This is a genomic window from Proteus vulgaris (genome assembly GCF_016647575.1).
In the GTDB taxonomy this organism is placed as follows: domain Bacteria; phylum Pseudomonadota; class Gammaproteobacteria; order Enterobacterales; family Enterobacteriaceae; genus Proteus; species Proteus mirabilis_B.
Genome location: NZ_CP032663.1, coordinates 3,433,883 through 3,453,833 on the forward strand (window position 1 = coordinate 3,433,883; position 19,951 = coordinate 3,453,833).

The 19,951-nt window shown below is 39.5% G+C and carries 21 protein-coding genes; 14 read left to right on the top strand and 7 right to left on the bottom strand.

Annotated features, from left to right (window positions below; translation table 11 throughout):
• Positions 1–10 precede the first annotated feature (10 nt).
• Positions 11–1,138, top strand: a complete 1,128-nt coding sequence (locus D7029_RS15725; protein WP_194951188.1) for a fimbrial protein — start codon at positions 11–13, stop codon at positions 1,136–1,138.
• A 215-nt stretch (positions 1,139–1,353) separates the two neighbouring features.
• Entirely contained in the window at positions 1,354–2,034 is a 681-nt protein-coding gene (locus D7029_RS15730; RefSeq protein WP_194951189.1) for an HAD family hydrolase, read from the top strand.
• A gap of 64 nt (positions 2,035–2,098) precedes the next feature.
• Here D7029_RS15730 and D7029_RS15735 read toward each other — a convergent pair whose 3' ends face one another.
• The 6 genes from D7029_RS15735 to D7029_RS15760 form a co-directional block, all read right to left on the bottom strand.
• Positions 2,099–2,674: a TerD family protein gene (locus tag D7029_RS15735; RefSeq protein WP_023582790.1), complete on the bottom strand. Its 576-nt coding sequence runs from the start codon at positions 2,672–2,674 to the stop codon at positions 2,099–2,101.
• 79 nt (positions 2,675–2,753) lie between these two features.
• Positions 2,754–3,332 carry a TerD family protein gene (locus tag D7029_RS15740; protein WP_072070083.1) on the bottom strand — a complete coding sequence of 193 codons (579 nt, stop codon included), beginning with the start codon at positions 3,330–3,332 and terminating at the stop codon, positions 2,754–2,756.
• Positions 3,333–3,385: 53 nt separating this feature from the next.
• Positions 3,386–4,426, bottom strand: a complete 1,041-nt coding sequence (locus D7029_RS15745) for a TerC/Alx family metal homeostasis membrane protein (protein WP_194951190.1) — start codon at positions 4,424–4,426, stop codon at positions 3,386–3,388.
• A gap of 31 nt (positions 4,427–4,457) precedes the next feature.
• On the bottom strand, positions 4,458–4,913 hold the full coding sequence (locus D7029_RS15750; protein ID WP_023582792.1) for a tellurite resistance TerB family protein: 456 nt from the start codon (positions 4,911–4,913) through the stop codon (positions 4,458–4,460).
• A gap of 25 nt (positions 4,914–4,938) precedes the next feature.
• Positions 4,939–6,111: a TerD family protein gene (locus D7029_RS15755; RefSeq protein WP_194951191.1), complete on the bottom strand. Its 1,173-nt coding sequence runs from the start codon at positions 6,109–6,111 to the stop codon at positions 4,939–4,941.
• A complete protein-coding gene (locus D7029_RS15760) occupies positions 6,112–6,696 on the bottom strand; it encodes a TerD family protein (RefSeq protein WP_072064329.1) in 585 nt (194 codons plus the stop codon).
• Positions 6,697–7,020: 324 nt separating this feature from the next.
• On the opposite strand from D7029_RS15760, the gene D7029_RS15765 reads away from it, so the two are divergent.
• From D7029_RS15765 to D7029_RS15820, 12 genes are all read left to right on the top strand, one after another.
• A complete protein-coding gene (locus tag D7029_RS15765; RefSeq protein WP_194951192.1) occupies positions 7,021–8,088 on the top strand; it encodes an ATP-grasp domain-containing protein in 1,068 nt (355 codons plus the stop codon).
• 2 nt (positions 8,089–8,090) lie between these two features.
• Positions 8,091–9,239, top strand: coding sequence for a phosphoribosyltransferase domain-containing protein (locus D7029_RS15770; RefSeq protein WP_416384041.1), 1,149 nt, complete (start codon positions 8,091–8,093; stop codon positions 9,237–9,239).
• On the top strand, positions 9,232–10,002 hold the full coding sequence (locus tag D7029_RS15775; RefSeq protein ID WP_194951193.1) for a hypothetical protein: 771 nt from the start codon (positions 9,232–9,234) through the stop codon (positions 10,000–10,002). The genes D7029_RS15770 and D7029_RS15775 overlap by 8 nt, the downstream gene beginning before the upstream one ends.
• A 2-nt stretch (positions 10,003–10,004) precedes the next feature.
• Positions 10,005–11,081: a cysteine protease StiP family protein gene (locus D7029_RS15780; protein WP_194951194.1), complete on the top strand. Its 1,077-nt coding sequence runs from the start codon at positions 10,005–10,007 to the stop codon at positions 11,079–11,081.
• A complete protein-coding gene (locus D7029_RS15785; RefSeq protein WP_109394135.1) occupies positions 11,081–12,025 on the top strand; it encodes an HpcH/HpaI aldolase/citrate lyase family protein in 945 nt (314 codons plus the stop codon). The genes D7029_RS15780 and D7029_RS15785 overlap by 1 nt, the downstream gene beginning before the upstream one ends.
• A 284-nt stretch (positions 12,026–12,309) precedes the next feature.
• Positions 12,310–12,801: a hypothetical protein gene (locus D7029_RS15790; RefSeq protein ID WP_023582799.1), complete on the top strand. Its 492-nt coding sequence runs from the start codon at positions 12,310–12,312 to the stop codon at positions 12,799–12,801.
• A gap of 527 nt (positions 12,802–13,328) precedes the next feature.
• A complete protein-coding gene (locus D7029_RS15795) occupies positions 13,329–13,967 on the top strand; it encodes a vWA domain-containing protein (protein ID WP_088494616.1) in 639 nt (212 codons plus the stop codon).
• A gap of 17 nt (positions 13,968–13,984) precedes the next feature.
• Complete coding sequence (locus D7029_RS15800) at positions 13,985–14,626, top strand: TerD family protein (protein WP_088494615.1); 642 nt, start codon at positions 13,985–13,987, stop codon at positions 14,624–14,626.
• Positions 14,626–15,264, top strand: a complete 639-nt coding sequence (locus tag D7029_RS15805; RefSeq protein ID WP_075672662.1) for a vWA domain-containing protein — start codon at positions 14,626–14,628, stop codon at positions 15,262–15,264. The genes D7029_RS15800 and D7029_RS15805 overlap by 1 nt, the downstream gene beginning before the upstream one ends.
• Positions 15,265–15,369: 105 nt before the next feature.
• Entirely contained in the window at positions 15,370–16,410 is a 1,041-nt protein-coding gene (locus D7029_RS15810; RefSeq protein WP_194951195.1) for a TerY-C metal binding domain-containing protein, read from the top strand.
• Positions 16,410–17,906, top strand: coding sequence for a PP2C family serine/threonine-protein phosphatase (locus tag D7029_RS15815; protein ID WP_228766702.1), 1,497 nt, complete (start codon positions 16,410–16,412; stop codon positions 17,904–17,906). Before D7029_RS15810 ends, D7029_RS15815 begins: the two co-directional genes overlap by 1 nt.
• 27 nt (positions 17,907–17,933) lie before the next feature.
• On the top strand, positions 17,934–19,433 hold the full coding sequence (locus D7029_RS15820; protein WP_098941929.1) for a helix-hairpin-helix domain-containing protein: 1,500 nt from the start codon (positions 17,934–17,936) through the stop codon (positions 19,431–19,433).
• Positions 19,434–19,508: 75 nt separating this feature from the next.
• Here the strand turns inward: D7029_RS15820 and D7029_RS15825 are convergent, their stop codons facing one another.
• The gene (locus D7029_RS15825) at positions 19,509–19,925 is read right to left on the bottom strand and encodes a TonB family protein (protein ID WP_194951196.1); all 417 of its coding nucleotides are present in this window, start codon (positions 19,923–19,925) and stop codon (positions 19,509–19,511) included.
• Between the last annotated feature and the right edge of the window lie 26 nt (positions 19,926–19,951).

Here is a 19,951-nt window from a genome sequence, read left to right on the forward strand (position 1 = left end):
ATTAGCCTTAATGCTTCTACTTTTTCCTGTTGCGGAAGTAATGGCAAAACCGGATGTCAAATGTACAATGGATGCCCCTTTATTTACTCGCTCGATGATAGTAACCGGTAATATTTTTGTTGGGCCTGATATGCCAATAGGTTCCGTTGTTTATCAGGGACAAATAGATTATAACAACAGAGCACTAAATTATGAGTGTACTGGTGATTTTTCAGAAGATCCAAATAGAGTAATCTGGTTTGCGGAAAGACAGGAGTTGAAAATACTAAGCACAGCAGGAACACCTGTAACACGTCCGGGTATTCCATCTAATGTTTTTCGAACAAATAATCCAGGGCTAGGTATTGTATTTTATGCAAACCGGAATAAAGAAAATACATTACCACTTGGCATTCCTAAGTTATCTTGGGAAGGACAACGAGAACTTAATGAAAATCGGAAGTCACTTCGGTATTTTGCTGCACCAATATTACATTATTCAATAATTAAAATTGGTCCAATTCAACCGGGTACTTTTGATCTAACTAACATTGCACGGATGCAACTTGATGTTAATTATCCCGATAAAAATCAAGTTGATGCGCCAGGATTTCCCATTGTAGCTTCATATATAGAGATCTCAGGCTCCATAACTGTGACATCATCAAGTTGTAAAACCCAAGATTATACGGTGGAGTTGGGTAAACACGAAACATCTACATTACCCAATAAAGGTAGTACAACCAAATGGATAAACTCCGATATTATATTAACCAATTGTCCTGCATTTAGGGGTTATTATTCAGGAGGTAAGGGAAATGTATACACAAGTGAAGTGGGCCAAACATTCCCTGAACGCGATCCAAACGAGATCAAAGTCACCATAAAACCTGTGAATCCAACTATTCCTGAATATCCGGGTACTTTTAAAGTAAATGATGTTCCAGGTGCAGCAAAAGGTGTAGGGATACAACTTGCATTCGGTGATGTGGGTGAAGATTTTGTTAAATTTAATACGCCAACTGCTTTTGCACAACCCATTACTGAAAAGGCAGGTACAGTAAGCATTCCATTGCGTGCACGCTATATTCGTGTTGATGACAGAATATCCGCAGGTAAAGCGGATGGGGCTGCAACCTTTATGATTGAATACTATTAATCTCTTATTCTGTTTGCCAACAGCATAAAATCACACCTCTTAGCCTAAATCACTAAGAGGTGTTTTTTATGATCCATTATTCCACGCCTCGTTAAAAATCGGAAAAATCATTATTTATCAATAAATAAGATCGCCTCTATCTCATTTTTAGAACAATGATATAATAAGTAAAATATATTTCTCAAACTCTGATGATTTACGGAGCCTTATCCTGTATGCAACCCCAATTTGAAAACGCGAAAAACACCGTAAAAACGTTATCAGTGTTTGATTTTGATGGCACGCTAACCTATCACGACAGTTTTATTCCTTTTCTAAAATTCGCCTTTGGCAAACGTAAATTCTCACGCCGTTTAATTAAAATGGTATTACCAACATTACGTTGCTTTAGACGCAAACTCACTCGTGATGAACTAAAAGAAGTGCTTATCAAAACCTTTCTAACCAATATTGATGAACAATGGTTAAAAGAAAAAGCAGAAGAATTTTGCAAGCTTTACTGGGCTAAATTGATGCGCCCTACTGGCTTATTCGCTGTTGCAGAAGAAGTGAATAGCAATGCTGAAGTGACAATTTGTTCTGCATCACCCGCGATGGTGTTGCAACCTTTTGCCAAGCGCTTAGGCATTAAACTAATAGGAACAACGCTTGAAGTTATTGATGGTAAGCTGACAGGTAAAATTATTGGTAATAACTGTCGTTGTGGTGAAAAAATAAAACGATTAGAAGCCGTATATGGAGACTTAACACAATACCATTTAAGGGCGTGGGGAGATTCTCGTGGTGATCATGAATTGCTGTTTGCAGCGCAAGATCCACATTGGCGCCACTTTCATACAGGTCGTCGTAAATCTAAAAATTCACCGATTAAAGCGGCAACTAAAAAAGAGTCTTAATCACTTACTGTTTTCTTATCAACACAAACAAATAGCCCCCGCAAAGCGAGGGCTAAATAGAGTCTTAGATATTTACGCCGTGTTGTGCTGCTAACGCACCTAAACCACCCGCAAAACCTTGACCAACTGCTTTGAATTTCCACTCTGCGCCGTGGCGATATAACTCACCAAAGATCATTGCAGTTTCTGTTGATGCATCTTCAGAAAGGTCAAAGCGTGCAATTTCAGTATTATTGTCGTTGTTATAAACGCGCATAAAACTGTTGCTGACCATACCAAAGTTTTGTTTACGGTTTTCTGCATCATAAATGGTGACTGCGAATACCAGTTTTTTCACTTCAGCAGGGACTTTTGATAGAGTGATTTTTACTTGCTCATCATCACCATCGCCTTCCCCAGTACGGTTATCTCCTTGGTGCTCAACGCTTCCACATTGACTCACTTTGTTATTAAAGAAGATAAAACTTGCGTCTGAAAGTACTTTTCCATCTTCACCTACCATGAACACTGACGCATCTAAATCGAACTCTGCGCCATCAGTCACGCGGGCATCCCATCCTAGACCAACCATAGCAACCGACATTGTTGGTGCTTCTTTAGTCAGAGAAACATTACCACCTTTAACAAGGGAAACTGCCATATCAAAGCTCCTACTTTATTGAATAAACTGGCAATCACATCTTATGATTGCCAGCGGTTAGTGTCTTATAAATCGACGATCAAGAGGCATTAATACCGTATTGAGCACAAACTGAACCTAAACCACCCGCATAACCCTGACCAACAGCGCGGAATTTCCATTCTGCGTTATGGCGATATAGCTCACCAAATAACATTGCTGTTTCTGTTGATGCATCTTCAGTTAAGTCATAACGAGCAACTTCAATTTGGTTGTCATCATTAACTAAACGAATAAATGCACCTGATACTTGGCCAAAGCTTTGGCGACGAGCTTGCGCATCATGGATAGTCACAACGAAGATAACCTTATCGACATCATTCGGGATCATGTCTAATTTGATTTTCAGCGCTTCATCATCACCATCGCCTTCACCAGTACGGTTGTCACCAGTGTGAACAACTGAGCCATCAGCAGATCTTAAGTTATTATAAAAAATGAAATCGGCATCGCTACGCACTTTTCCATTTGCAGCTAACAGAAATACAGACGCATCTAAGTCAAAATCTTGACCATCTGTAGAACGGGCATCCCAACCAAGTCCGACAAGGACGTTTTTCATCGTTGGGGCTGCTTTGCTCAGAGAGACATTACCACCTTTAGAAAGAGAAACGCTCATTTTATAACCTCTTTAGTTTTGTTTTTAATATTCTGATTTCTCAAGAATATTTATTAATTTGTCTTACCTTCATCATCTTTTTTCTCTGGGAATACAAAGCTTGCAATAATACCCAGAGCAAGAACACCTAGCACAACAAATAGGCTAGTTGTCGCGGAAATGCTGTATCCATGTTGCCAGATATGATCTGTTGCATTTAAACCCAGTTTTGCAGCAATAAAGAACAACAACACAATAACCGCTTTTTCAAGGTAAACCAGATACTGTTTTAACGCTTCTAACACGAAGTAAAGCGTACGTAAGCCTAAGATTGCAAACATCATTGCACTATAAACAATGAGGGGTTCACGGCTTACTGCGATAATAGCGGGAACCGAGTCGAAAGCAAACATCACATCGGAAAGCTCTACAACAGCCACACACAGCATAAGTGGTGTTGCATATAACGCCGCTTTTGTACCACGACCGATAGTAATTTCTTTGTTTTCTGGTTTTGCTAATTCAGCATCAACTTCTTTTTGTGTTAATACGAAAGCATGCCCTGTGATTTTTGGCCATATAGGGAAAAATCGTTTAACTAAGCGATAAGCAAGATGTTGTGAATAGTCTTCAATCTCTTCACTGTCATCACCGCTTTTCAGCATCATAACTGCCGTCCAAGCAACGATTAAGGCAAATACTACCTCAACATATGGTCCTAAACTTAACAGTCCTGTACCGATGGCAACAAAGATCCCACGGAAAACGATAGCACCGATGATACCCCAATAAAGAACGCGGTGACGGAAGCGATCAGGTACAGCAAACCAAGAGAAAATCGCCATCATGACAAACAAGTTATCAACGGAAAGCACTTTCTCTAATGCATAACCTGTTACGAATAAGCTCGCAACTTCTGCACCATGGTGAATATAAAGGAATCCTGCGAATGCCATTGCAATAGCAACCCAGAATATAGACCAAAATATGGCATTCTTTAACGTTATCGGCTTATCTGCACGATGCATAAATAAGTCGATAAAAATAGCGCCAATCGCAAGTACAACAAAGACAATGACAGTTTCTGTCGGAAAACCAATATGTGTGGATACCATAATAATTCCTGAACGGTTCCCTATAAATTAATTACAAACCAAATTCTGCGGGCTCAAAGCCTAATGCAATGGCAATAGCACGCACCGCTTCTTTTTCATCATTGTCAAAATCGCCATCACTTTTCGCAACAGCAATACCGACACGAATAGCTAATTGCGCAGCTTCTGGCTGATCTTTCATTGCCAGAATATACTTCATGGTTTCGCCTTTACCGACTTCAGTATCAAACTCGAAACTCAGGATTAGCTTATTAAAGAATTCGATAACTTCAGTAGTATCAAATACTTTAAGTTCATCCGATGCTTTTAAAAAACCAAGCATCTTCTGTTTTTCTTCAGAACTCACTCCGTCACTGGCAATGGCGATACGCGCACAAACCGCAACGGTACCTTGCATAAATTTTTTATTTTTAAAGCGACCAACTTGCTTGGCTAACTCAGAACGGCCTGTATTAAAACCTTCTTTTAATTTGTTAAAAAAACTCATGTTATTTTTCCTTATATCAATTTGATCACTTAGAGCCCGCTGTCCAGCGAAATCCCCACCCGTAGGCATTATCCATATCACGGTGGCCTTTAAAAAACTCATTGAGACGTTCAACTTTTATTGATCCGTTCTCATTAACTAGTCGGGCAATCGCACACATGCCTCGACCATTATTACCATCAGTTAAGCGTGTTTCGATAGGTGGTTGATCAGGAACATGAATAGTGACCACACCATCAGTCTTGCTCCAATTCGGCACACCTTCATAAATAAACGCGAAAATCAGCACTTGCTTAATATTTTTCCATTCACGCCCATTCACAAAGATCCATTCACCACCAGCAACATCTCCTGTGCGGTCATCACCTTGCAATTCAACAAAAGGAATACGGTTAAAATCGCCAAACCCGTTTCCTAATGCTTGAATAACAGACTTATGCCCTTGTTGAAGTTCAACGAATGCACCGATATCTAGGTCGATACCTTTATTGCCGCCGAACAATCCACCTAATAACCCAGAGCTCCCGCTTTTGCTTTCACGATGCCAATCAAGGTTGATTCTAATTTTACCGAAGTCATCTTTCTTCGTAAGGCTGATTGCTGGTTTCTCTTTAGTTAAAGAGACTTTACTTAAGTTCACCGAACTTGGCGCTGGCGTTGGAGCGGGTGCCGGTTTCGGTGCTGGTGCTTGCGTTGGAGCAGGATCTGCAATATCCACACCAAAATGTTCAGCGAGTGGTTTTAAACCCCCGTTAAACCCTTGGGCAATAAAGCGGAACTTCCAACTACCATTACGACGATACAATTCACCTAAAATTAATGCCGCTTCAGGACGACCGTTAATATCAACATTACCGTTCGCCACCACTTCGTTATTAGCATCAACTTGAATCGATAATCGTTGTAAATTTGCGATAGTTTGTTGACCATCACAGGTCGCAGTAAACGCAATTTTTTCAACATCAGGACGTAAACGGGCTAAATCCACAGTAAAAGATGTGCTGTTTCCGGCTGTCGCATAAATAACGGTGCGATCATCATTGGCTGTCTGCCCATAAAACACCATATCGGTGTCGCCATTCACTTTACCTGACGCATAAAGTCTAAAAGCAGAAACATCAACAGGCGCACCTGATTGAATTCTAACGATTAATGTTTGATTAGGAACCGGTAAGTTCCCACCTGGAGTCATATTCATTTATCGCACCACCGTAGCCACAATATCAGGCATCATGTCGTTAATAACACGGCCTTTACAAGGGGCACCAAACGCAGTGAAATCCCATTGACCATGATTACGTTGCAAAGAAGCAATCACGATACCTGTATGAGAGCCTTGCTCTGTTAAGGTATAACGCACTAGCTCTTTGTTAGTTGTTTTATCAACAACACGGCAGAATGCGTTTTCAACTTCATTAAATGTTTGCCCACGGAAACTGTTTACTGTGAATACCAAGTATTCAACATTTGTTGGTAAACGGTCTAAATCAACGAAAATTGTTTCATCATCGCCATCACCGTCACCTGTTAAGTTATCACCAGAGTGAATAACTGACTGACAACTTGATTTTAATTTTCTAAACCAAATGGTATCGATTTGATTGCCACTTGCGTCAAGCAATACGCAACTTGCATCTAAATCAATAGAACCACCACCACCAAAAAGACCGCCTAATAATCCTTTTTTCTTAATCGGATCCCAGCCCAAACCAAACATTAAATGGCTCAGTGTAGGTGCTTGTTTACTGAGAGAAACTGTTTGATTCTTGCTTAATGAAACCATAATTAAATTCCTTCAGAGGTAGAGTGAAACAATAACGCCATTTGTGATTAATTCCATATCATGAAAATCATCATATCATGATGAAGTACATGAGCAAGACTATTTTTCTTATTCAATCTTAAAGTTTTGTCAATTTATTGATATTAATGATATTTTTATTGTAAGGAAATGTTAAAAATACAAGAAAATCATAATAATAACGCAATCAATCACCCAATTTTAAAATTAACTCAAATAAATCATATTATGATTGACACAGTTCTTCGAAATCTTCATGATTATAGGTCTTGAACCCTACACTTTTATTTCACGGTATACAGAGTAATGAATAACACAATTTGGTTTATGGAAGGTTTATCATCACAACGCGATATAATTCAAAGTGTTAAAGACTTTGCAAAACAGCAGCGCCAAGAGATCGTTGTGCTTGCATCTCATCGTCATACTCGAAATGAGATTTTATCGCTTGCTGATGGGGCTTTTTATGAACCTCTTGAAGAGACATTACGCTTAAAATTTATCGCTGATGTTGTAAAACAGCATCAAGTGAGTGTTATTCACACGGGTCGTAATAGCGCATGGTTTGAATTACACCGCCAAGAAATTGAGTCGTTAGGGGTAAAATTAACAACCGGAGCCACACAACTTGAACAGCTTCAGTTAGCTGATAATAAAGTCGCCTTTGCACAAGCAATGGAACAATGTGGGCTTCCTGCGGTACCTTCTATTTATATTGAATCTATCGATGAATTAGAAGCGCATATAAAAGAGCCTCCTTTTGGTGAAACTCCTTTATGTATCAAACCCGTAAAAGGGATTTATGGCATGGGTTTTTGGCGTTTTGATAATCAAGTTTCACCGATGGCACTGTTTAATCACCCAGAAAATCGCCAAGTCAGTCCTCAGCAATATCTTGATGCATTAAAGGCGGTAGAACGTTTTGAACCTTTAGTCTTGATGCCTTATTTACCAGGTCCAGAATACTCTGTGGATATGGTGGTTGAGCAAGGTAATGTTATTGCCGCTGTTGCTCGACGCAAAGAGGGTGCAATACAGCATTTGGAAATTTCAGGCGAGGCTTATGAATTAGGTAAAGCGTGTGCGACAGCGATGAAAGCCGATGGACTTGTGAATGTGCAGACCCGAAATAATCATCAAGGCACCCCGCTCTTACTTGAAATTAATATGCGCCCTTCTGGTGGTATTGGTTATACCCAACATTGTGGAATTAACCTTGCAGGTATTTTTGCTTTACGCCAATTAGGATTAATGAGTATTGAAGAGGCTCAAGCCCAAAATAACCATTTTACACCAACAAAAATACGCTCAATCACCGATTCTATTGTTTTCAATTCAACGTTAACAAACTTAATCAGTACGGATAATAATTAATAATGAAAAATAGTATGAGTGACTCATCCGTTTATCGTCGCCTTCTTTCTTGTGGCACATTAAGTGTGACGCCAAATTGCCCTATTGAGTTACTTGATGAATTATTTGATATTGCAGAAAGACGCAATCCTAAGCGTGCATTTTTATTTGTCAGTAAAGTATTGGGGCGTCATATCCCTGTTTCACCGAAAAAAATGCGTGAAACCTATCAAAAACTTGCCTGTCAATTTCCTGACTCACTTGAAGGCCCGGTTCTGTTTATTGGTATGGCAGAAACCGCGGTCGGTTTAGGTGCTGGCGTTTTTGATGAAGTGAGAAATCGCTATCAACAAGCTGTTTATTTAACGTCAACACGTCATCCTGTTGATCAGGGTGAATTGCTGTGTGAGTTTAAAGAGAATCACAGCCACGCGACCGATCATTTACTCTATTTGCCTAAAACAGCAGAGCAACGCCAGTGGGTACAACAAGCAAAAACGGTTGTATTAATTGATGATGAAGCCACTACAGGCAATACCTTTATTAACCTGCTTTCAGCACTACGTGAAGAAGGCGGATTAACCCATATAAAGCAAGTTATCGCTGTAACCTTAACCGATTGGAGTGGTGATTCTATCTCTGAGCGCTCCCCATTACCGATTAAGACCATCTCTTTAGTTCAAGGTAAATGGCAATGGGATGCCGATCCAAACGCGCCTTTACCTGTTATGCCTAATGTTAATATTACTGCATCAGGACAAGTAGCGATCACCGGTAAACAGAGCTGGGGTCGATTAGGGATGACAACGCCGGCAAGCGATCTCGGTTTATCCATCAATGCATCTTTGGGTGAAAAGATCCTTGTTTTAGGATCGGGAGAATTTGTCTGGGAACCGTTCTTATTAGCTGAACGCCTTGAAAAACAAGGTGCTATTGTAAAATATAGCTCAACAACCCGTTCACCTATTTCAACTAATTTTGCCATTCAATCAGCGATTACATTTACTGATAATTATGGTTTAGGTATTCCTAACTTCGTCTATAACGTAGCTCATCAACAATTTGATCACATTTTGCTTTGTTGTGAAACACCAGCCGAAAGTATTGATCACCAACTGATTGAAGCCCTTAATAAAGTTGCCCCTATTGTTGAGGTAATCAGTTATGACTAAGCCCGTTATTTTAACTGATCTCGACGACACCTTATTTCAAACACGTCGTAAGATGGTCGATGAATTAGCGCTAGAACCCTATAAAACGGGTGCGCTCGATAGAAGCTTAGAACCTCGTAGCTTTATGACTCAAGAGCAAGCCATGCTTGTCGATTGGATGTTAGAGCACGCAGATTTAATTCCAGTTACTGCGCGCGGAACAGAAGAAATTAGCCGAGTCACCATTGCGTTTCATTCTTGGGCGATCACCACACACGGTGCAGTGATATTAACGCCTGAAGGCACAGCAGATGCGCAATGGCAAAGCCATATCACTCAAAGCTTAGCGACCTATACACAACGTTTGTTGACGCTACAACAATCAATTACGCAATTAATGGCGCAACGAAACATTGATGGCTGGGCACGTATTAACTATGAATATGGTGATTTACCTATTTATTTAGTCATGAAGCATAACGATAGCACTCGCTTAGACGAGCTATATGCCATAGGTGATGAAATAGAAAAAACATTTTCAACCGACGGTTTTTATATTCATCGCAACAGCAACAATATTGCTTGGTTACCTGAGCCTATCGAAAAAGGCAAAGCTGTCACCTATTTGCTCAATAAATTAAAAGCTGAGCGAGGTGTTTTCCCTGTAATTGGACTTGGCGATAGCCTTAGTGATCATCGCTTTATGAAATTATGCAGTTGGTATGGGCTTCCTCGTCAAAGCCAATTTGCAGATGCGATTAACACAAAAATTTTTGGAGAATAAACATGATGGATCATAAGCCGTTTTCTGGCTCTTATGTATCAGGAGATGTCGATTTCCTACTTCAACCGGTGAATATCGAAATGACGCCCGTTGAATTAAAAGAAGAGCTGATACAGTCGGGTAAACGCCACTATTCTGACATGCTAAGTCAAGAGCCAGAGCCAACAACATGGCATTTAGATCTCTTTGAAAAAGCACTAGAAACAGGCGCTACACGCTTAGCAACTGAAGTCATAATGTTGGCTAAATCACTAATTGAACGCTTTGGTGATACCCCAATAATCCTAACAAGCCTTGTTCGTGCAGGTGTTCCTTTAGGCGTCATGTTGCAACAAACATTGCGTAAAATGGGAAAAACCTCTTATCACTACGGTATTAGTATTATTCGAGATAGGGGCATTGATAGCGAAGCACTTTCATGGATAGAACAACGCCACGGTACAGAGGGTATTGTTTTTGTTGATGGGTGGACAGGAAAAGGCGCTATTACAGGTGAGCTTATTCGTTCGTTATCAGGGCGAAAAGGCTATCCAGCTCAACCTCGTCTTGTCGTCCTTGCTGATCCTTGTGGCTGTGCATGGTTAAGTGCCAGCGATGAAGATTGGCTTATCCCCTTTGGGATCATGGGAGCTCCTGTTTCAGGATTAATTTCGCGTTCAATTTGGACTGAAAAAGGCTTTCACGGTTTTGTGGATTGCCAACATTTAAAACAGTATGAATGCAGTCGTTACCTTGTTGATACTGTTGGAAAAGTCGTTGATACATTAATTGATAACGATATTCCACTCGCCACATTTAAAGAACAACAATCAGACTTAAAAAAGCTGAGCGAAAACGTCGTTAGTTCACTTGCAAACAAATATGATATTTCAAATATCAATCGTATAAAACCCGGTATTGCTGAAGCCACACGCGCTGTTTTACGTCGTGTACCTGACCATGTTCTTGTAAGAGAAATAGCCGATCCTGATGTTGCATTATTGGTTTATCTTGCGCAGGAAAAAAATATTGCTGTTATTGAAGCAGGGCAAGCGCTTGGTCAATATCGTGCAGTGACTATCATTAAAAAGGTGAAATAATGATTGAACGATTATCCCCGTGGAATTTAGGGGCAACGCTTTATATGCCTGCAACGCGAACAGATATCGCAACAACGATCATCAACCAGAAAATTGAAGGGTTACGCTCTTTAATTATCTGTTTAGAAGATGCCGTGAGTGATGCCGATATTCCTGTTGCATTAGAAAATTTGGCCGCGTTATTAAATACTTTGGCAGAGCATAAAAAAAACAGTGATTGTAGCCATTGGCCACTGCTGTTTATTCGCCCTCGCCACACTGAAATGGGTCAATGGATCACTGAAAACCTTGATGTCAGTGCCATCGATGGTCTTGTTTTGCCTAAGTTCACGCAAGCTTCTCTGCCAGTTTGGTGGAATATTATTGAAAACACGCATTTATGTATGATGCCAACACTTGAAACAGAAGAAGTGTTTGATGTTATTCAAATGACAGAGCTTGCAAACCACCTGTTAACTCACCCTTGCCATAACAGAATTATTGCACTACGTATTGGTGGTAATGACTTAATGAATGTCATTTCTCTTAGACGTAATCGCCAATTAACACTTTATGATGGTCCAATGGGTTACGTGATAAAAATGTTGGTTGCTGTCTTTGGTGCTCGCCAATTTGCCCTTACTGCGCCTGTTTGTGAGCATATTGATGATCATCATATTATGGATAAAGAGCTGGCACTTGATATTGCCAATGGTCTTGTCGGTAAAACGGCAATCCATCCAAAGCAAATTCATAAAATTGAACAAGCGCTCATGGTATCTCAATCCGATCATTCAGATGCGTTGCGTATTTTAAATTCAACACAAGCTGTCTTTAAATCACAAGGTGCAATGTGTGAACCAGCAACACATCGTCGCTGGGCATTGAGTATTTTAACCAGAGCTAAAATTTATGGCATTATTCCTAACCAACAAAATAATGCTCAACGTTTTAACGCAACATAAAATACTCTGTAACGGGCGGTAATCTCTATGAGATAAAATAATTATCTTATATTGATTTCGATTTATAAGTTTCTAGTTAAAGCATGTTATCTTTAACTAGAACTTATAAGAATAACGCGATTTTTTTTATTTAAAAAAGTGTATTTTTTTTATTTCAATTATTAATTTATACTACATTTAATAGGAAGCTTATTTTATTTATCCTTGTCAATACAGAACAAGAATAATAGAAATTATTGCTGAATATTTTGACACACAAATGACAGAATAAGTGGTAACTAAGCATGCAATTAAGCACTCGTCAGGTCAGAGTCTTTACACTGGCAACCCTTTTAAGCTCTGGAAAAAAGGTTCCAACCATTAAGATTATTTCTGCTCTTGAATGCTCAGAGCCTACGTTAACTCGCGTTTTAAAAGAGATAAGAGATTCTTATGGCGCTGAAATAAAATACAGCAAAGCCTCTCGCGCATATCAAATGACTGAACGAGGTCAACTCGATAGTAAAGCATTACGCCGTATGCGTGAGGCATTATCTGCCAGTGAAGATCTTCGTCATAATGGAATGACAAGCCGAGTTTATCTTGATAAAGATAAGAAAAAATCTGTTTCACTTTCATTAAAAATGTCAGCATTACGTAAGATTGATAGATTATCTTATTTAAATAATTCTACACGTAGTGAAGCTGTTGAATTATTAGTTGATCACTATATTGAAAATTTAATTCAATCAACACTCGCTGAAATAGCCGAGAAAGAAAAAGAAAAAAAGAATTAAAAGTGAATAATAGAAAAGTAACTTGATGCTTCGATATCAAGTTACTTTTTATAAAACAACAAAAATGAAAAATATATAAAAATACTTATTTAATAAAGTTAACTTATATATTAATTCATACTCTTACTCTATTTTAAATTACTTTAAAAATAAAAAAACAAAAAACACATTAACACTTTGAATTGATTGATTTTTATAGTTTTTATTGTTTTAAACTGAAGAAAGGTATTTATACCTAATCATTATCAGCCAATCATTTAGCATCACTCTTATTGTGATAGCAAAATAAAAAATACTTCCTTTAATAAAATTAAATCACTTCGCCACTCAATTTTGGAGTGAAATGCAGCTCAATTCCTCTTTTATTTTACTTTTCATGCGATCTTTATTCAGATTAATAATATTGGACAATCATCACTGCGTTTTTTTTCTAATTTAATTAAACTAAGCATTATCTCAATTGAACACCTTCATGAGTCGGTTAGTATATTAATCGCTTACTTCTACCTCACTCACAGGATAAATGCATGAGAAGATTGCCAGTTTACCTTTTACTTGATACATCGGGTTCTATGCATGGAGAACCTATTGCAGCAGTAAAAAATGGCGTTGAAATGCTCTTATCAACACTACGCCAAGATCCTTACGCATTAGAAACCGCTTACATTTCTATCATCACCTTTGATTCAACCGCACAACAGATTGTGCCACTCACTGATTTAATCAATTTTAAAGTACCTGATTTAGTCGCAAGTGGAACAACTGCATTAGGTTCAGCACTTACTTTAGTTTCTAGTCGTATTGAAAAAGAAGTACAAAAAACCACGGCGGAAACAAAAGGCGATTGGCGCCCATTGGTTTTTGTGATGACAGATGGTGCCCCAACAGACGATTGGAAAAAAGGCGTTGAGAAATTTAAAGCGGCACGCACGGGTGTTGTTATTGCGTGTGCGGCAGGACGAGCAGCACAAACTGATGTGCTCAAAAATATCACTGAAATTGTATTACAGCTAGATACTGCGGACTCCAATACGATTAAGTCATTCTTTAAGTGGGTTTCAGCCAGTATTTCTGTCGGTAGTCAAAAGGTCGATTTAACTAAGAAAGATATTAGTGATCTTGATGACTTACCACCGCCACCTCCTGAGGTTAACGTTGTACTTTAAATAAAAAAGGAATGAATATGTCGGTTAGTTTAAAAAAAGGACAAGGTGTTAGTTTAAAGAAAAATGAATATGACCTTTCCTCTGTCACTATCGGTTTAGGCTGGGATATCAACGAAGAAAAACGCGGATTCCTTGGTGGGCTTTTTGGTAAAAAAAGCGAAGAATACGATTTAGATGTTATCGCCTTCTTATGTGGCGAAAACGGTAAAGTAAACGATTTAGGCAAAATTGAAGGTGGGCAACCATCCCTCGTCAATGGCGATATTATTTTCTTTAATAGCCTACAACATAAATCAGGACAGATTTGGTTAACTGGTGATAACAGAACAGGTGCAGGCGATGGAGACGATGAGCAGATCATCGTGAAATTAAACACACTTGATCCTAAATTTACCAAAATTGTCTTTATTGTTCAGATTTACAATGGTCGAGAGCTACAACAACACTTCGGTAAAGTACAAAACGCCTTTATCCGTGCTGTTGATGCCAAAAATATAGAAATGGCTCGTTTTGATTTATCTGGAGGCGAAGCCTTTAACAACCAACGTTCAATGCTGTTTGCTGAATTAGTCAGAGAAGAGAATGGCTGGAAACTTAACGCCATTGGTGAGCCTTCAAGTTCAGATAGCTTTATTTCTTACTTAAAGGATTTCACCTAATGAGAAGACTTCCCGTTTACCTATTAATTGATACTTCTGGATCAATGAGAGGTGAATCTATTCATGCGGTTAACGTAGGGATACAAACAATGCTTAATGCATTGAGACAAGATCCTTACGCATTAGAAAGCGTGCATATCTCTATCATTACCTATGATAATGAAGCACGTGAGTTTATCCCATTAACCGCATTAGAGGATTTCCAATTCTCTGATATCACCGTACCTAGTTCTGGCGGTACTTTTACGGGGGCAGCACTGGAATGTTTAATCAAGTGTGTCGATCGTGATATTAAACGCTCTGATGGTGACCAAAAAGGTGACTGGCGTCCTCTCGTCTTCTTAATGACCGATGGCACACCTTCTGATGCTTACGCCTATGGTGAAGCGATTAAAGAAGTGAAAAAACGTTCATTTGGTTCGATCATCGCTTGTGCTGTGGGTCCGAAAGCCAAACACGATCATCTTAAAGAGCTCACATCTCAAGTAGTGGCTTTAGAAACGCTAGACTCCAATGCCTTCTCTGGCTTTTTTAAATGGGTTTCTGCCAGTGTTGCATCCGGCAGTTCAAGTGCAGGCGTGAATACGGATAAAGATACCCTACCGCCACCACCTCCTGAAATCCAACTGGTACTGTGATCCGCAAAAGCAAAGCGCTCCAAAAGGCTTTGCTTTTATTTTATTCAGGCTTTGGTTTATCCATCACAATACATAACAGCCACAATAAAGTGATAAGGTACAACAATGAGAAGGCTACCCATTTTCTTTGTTTTAGATTGTTCAGAGTCGATGATCGGTGAAAACCTAAAAAAGATGAATGACGGTCTAACAACTATTATTAGCGATCTTAGGCGTGATCCACACGCCCTTGAAACGGCTTATGTTTCTATTATCGCCTTTGCGGGTGTTGCAAAAACAATTGTTCCACTCACTGAAGTCGTCTCTTTTTATCCTCCTCAACTGCCATTAGGAGGAGGCACTTCATTAGGTAGTGCATTACGAGAGCTTTCTCACCAAATCGACACTCAAGTGAGAAAAACCACGCTTGAGCAAAAAGGTGATTGGAAACCTGTCGTTTATCTTTTAACAGACGGCAGACCTACCGATGATTACGCGCAAGAGATCAAGCGCTGGAAAGCGCACTACGCCAACAAAGTTAACTTAATTGCGATTGGATTAGGTTTAAGTGCAGACTTACATGTACTGTCGCAATTAACTGAAAATGTACTGTTATTTACCGAAGCCCAAGAAGGCGATTTTACTCGTTTTATTAAATGGATAACGATGTCGGTGGTTTCTCATAGCCGAAGTGTTGGCGAAGAGCCGCCACCACTTTTAAGTCAAACAGAGCATATTGTTCGTCTTGCGAAAGATGATGTCGCGCGTGCTTATGATGAATCTTGTGTCACTTTTGTTGGTCGTTGTAGCCATACACGCTCACCTTATTTAATGAAATACGAACGCCCACCCATGAAAGCTTCAGGGCTGGATTTTAATCTCAACCTTAATGGCTTTAACTTAACGGGTTGCTACACCTTAAATGAAGATTACTTTGCATGGAGTGATCTCAGCGCCACAGCATATCAAGTTAATACCAGTGAACTTCATGGCACACCGGGTTGCCCTTATTGTGGTAATGCCACTGCTTTTGCCGTTTGCCAATGTGGCAAATTGCTCTGTGTAAATGGCCCTGAAACCGTTATTTGCCCTTGGTGTGATAACAACATCACCTTTGGTGATAACAGCAACCAATCTGACTTTGATGTCACACGAGGTAAAGGCTAATGGATAAAAAAGCCCTACTCACAAAACTGATTATTGATGACACGCTGACACAACAGCGCATTCCGGTACATGAAGAGCTGGTTATTGCGCTGTATGAAGATGCAGAAATCGCTCAACACATTGATTTTATTATTGATAAAATCAATGCAAAAACGGCAGAAAAAATAACATCACAAGACAAAGCACAGCCTATTCTTCTGTTATTGCCACCAGCCCGCGATTTAGCCTCTGAAGAAACGTCATTACCAGAAGAGAGCCCATTAAAACCGGGACAAATTCCAACACACTCATCGCCAATGCCAACAGAAAAGCCGATTATTCAACGCCCTACGGCAAAAATTACTCTTTCTAATGCCAAAGTAGGTACCGCGTTTAACTCTACGCTCAATATAGAGCTAGATACCCTCGAAATTGCCGAAATTGAAGCAATTGATTTTCCTGAAGCACTTGGAATAAGCTTCGATCCTGAAAGTCGTTGCTTAGTGGGTATGCCGACAAAAAGTGGCAATTTCACATTGGTTGTCCATTGGTCTGTTAATGCTATTCGCTATCACAATGACGTCTTATTAATCATCAATCCTGATCCTCGTAGCTTATGGCAAATCAACGAGCCTCCCGCTGATAGCCCTTATCCCAAAGCGCATATAGATAGCAAACTTATTCTTGAAGAAGGCATTCGTATTGCAGGCGCAAGCCGTCGCGGTCGCTCTCATGAACATGCAGGCACATTCCGTGATGATGATTTTCACATTCACCACGATGACCAAAGCCAATGGAATATTTTAATTGTCGCGGACGGTGCGGGTAGTGCGCGTTATTCTCGTGAAGGCTCACGCATTGCTATCAATACCGTAAGCCACTATTTAAAATCACAGTTAAGCGAGGGGAATGAAGCATTTAAACCTCATCTTGCAGCCATCCATCAATGGAATGACAACAACGCCATTAATCAAGTGGGAAGCTTCTTTGCTCAACTCTTTCGTAATGCGGCGCAATTAGCGATTAATAACCTGAAAAACGAAGCCATTCATATTAATGAGCCTGTAAAATCTTTTTCGACTACGTTATTAGCCACGGTTTCTTTGCGTATCAATGATGAGTTATTTGCTGCCTCATTTTGGATGGGAGATGGTGCGATTGCGGCTTATGGTCCCGCAGGAAAAGTGCGCGTTTTAGGTATTCCTGATAGTGGTGAATATGCAGGGCAAACTCGTTTTCTTGATGATAGTGCGCTCAACGATACTGAGTTTAATCGACGCATTATTATTGGTAAGTGGAAAGAAATTTCACATCTTATTTTAATGACGGACGGGGTGTCTGATCCGGTATTTGAAACAGATAATGGCTTACAAGATCCCAATAAATGGGCTGCACTCATTGATGAAATATCGCCTTGTTTAGCTTCTCCTGAAAATGCAGATAAGGCATTGGCTGAATGGCTGAATTTCTTTTCAGCAGGCAATCACGATGACCGCACTCTGGTTGTGGCTTGGTAATCATAAAAGAGAGAATGGGTGAGTTTCATGGCAGAGATCATTACCTGTACAACACAAAGTGGAAAAACAGTTCAGTACGTCAATGAAATTATTGGCTCTGGCTCAATGAAAGATGTCTATTTTTCCCCTGACCGAACCTATGTTGTTGCCTTCTATAAAACAAAACAGAATGCACAAGCCAAAGATAGAATCGATATGATAACAGGCTCTTATCGACACAATATCTTTGAGCAAAGTGGCGGAGAATATTGGAAAAACCTCTTTTGCTGGCCAACAGATGTTGTCGAACATCAAGGCAAGATTGGGATTGTTGTTCCGACTTATCAATCCCACTTTTTCTTTAAATATGGTTCTAAAAACAACGACTTTCTGGCAATAAAAGGTCGAGAAAAAGAAGGTAAATGGTTTGCAAGTGCCAACAACCAAAATAAATTTCTCGATCCTCGCGAAAGAGGCAATCTGTTAAATTACCTGAAAGTCTGTTTATTGCTCTCTCGTGCCGTGCGTCGAATGCATGCCGCAGGCTTATGCCATAGTGATTTAAGCTATAAAAATGTCCTTATCGATCCTGAACAAGGTCATGCTTGTGTCATTGATATTGACGGTTTAGTCGTTCCCGGCAAATACCCACCTGATGTTGTGGGAACACCTGATTTTATTGCGCCAGAAGTGGTAAAAACTAGCCATTTACCGAAAGAAGATCCTAACCGTATCTTGCCAAGTATTACGACCGATAGGCACGCCCTTGCAGTATTAATCTATATGTATCTGTTTTATCGTCATCCATTACGTGGCGGTAAAATTCACGATCTTGACGATGAAATGCGTGATGAAACATTGTCTATGGGTGAAAAAGCGCTGTTTATTGAGCATCCAACCGATCGTAGTAATGCGGTAAAATTGAATCAGGTAAAACCGTCATCTCTCCCTTGGGCAGATCCTGAAAAAATCCCATACACGATTATGGGCCCGTACCTAACGCCTCTTTTTGAAAGAGCCTTTATTACAGGGTTGCACGATCCTTCACAACGCCCTACCGCAGATGAGTGGGAAACTGCTTTAGTCAAAACGGTAGATTTAGTTCAGCCTTGTCAGAATAAAGATTGTGAACAGCAATGGTATGTTTTTTCAGGAAAAACACAGCCCGTTTGTCCTTATTGTCATACGCCATATAAAGGGCAATTGCCGATTTTAAATCTTTATTCTTCACGAAAAGCCGGTAGCTTCAGACCCGACGATCACCGCTTAATGGTTTGGAGTAATCAATCACTCTTTCCTTGGCATGTTAATCGCCTTATTGCGCCTAATGAACGCACCACCGATGAACAGAAAAAGCGTGTAGGTTATTTTGTTTATCACAATTCAACATGGTGGCTTGTTAATGAGCGTATTGATGGATTGATGGTATTGCCAGAGAAAAAGCAGATAGCAATTGGCGATAAAATTGCACTAACAGATGGATTGCAATTTGTATTATCGACAGAAGAAGGCGGACGACTTGTTGTGGTGCAATTAGTGTCAAATTAATAAAGTAAGAGAATAATCCGTTTAATTTATCGCGGGTTATTCTCTTTTTATCAATTCAGTCTTTATACTCATTTTTTAATAAGAACTTTTTTCGTTCTCTAATCTGAACTCTATGATTATTTTTAAATCTTTAGTGGGTTTGCCTGTTTCATAACGCCATTCTCTCATTGCACGCCGAATTGAACGATGAAATCCCACATGAACAGGTTCAAAAACTCTGATATTTTGTACTATCCCATTCTCATCAACATCGAACACAACTTCTACATCACTTTCAAGTTTAGCGTCTAGAGCTCGTGTTGGATAATCAGGAAGTTTATGTGATAGTAATTTGGGCTTTTCGCTACTTGTTTTATCAACTTCTTTTTGTATATCAACAGGATCTATTTGAATCGCTTGAATTTCTTTGATTTCTTTGATTTCTTTGACTGTGTATTTGACAAACAACAAAATGCTACATATTAATCCCAAAACTGCTAACGTTCTTTTCATTATTTATTTTTAAATCAAGTTAATTG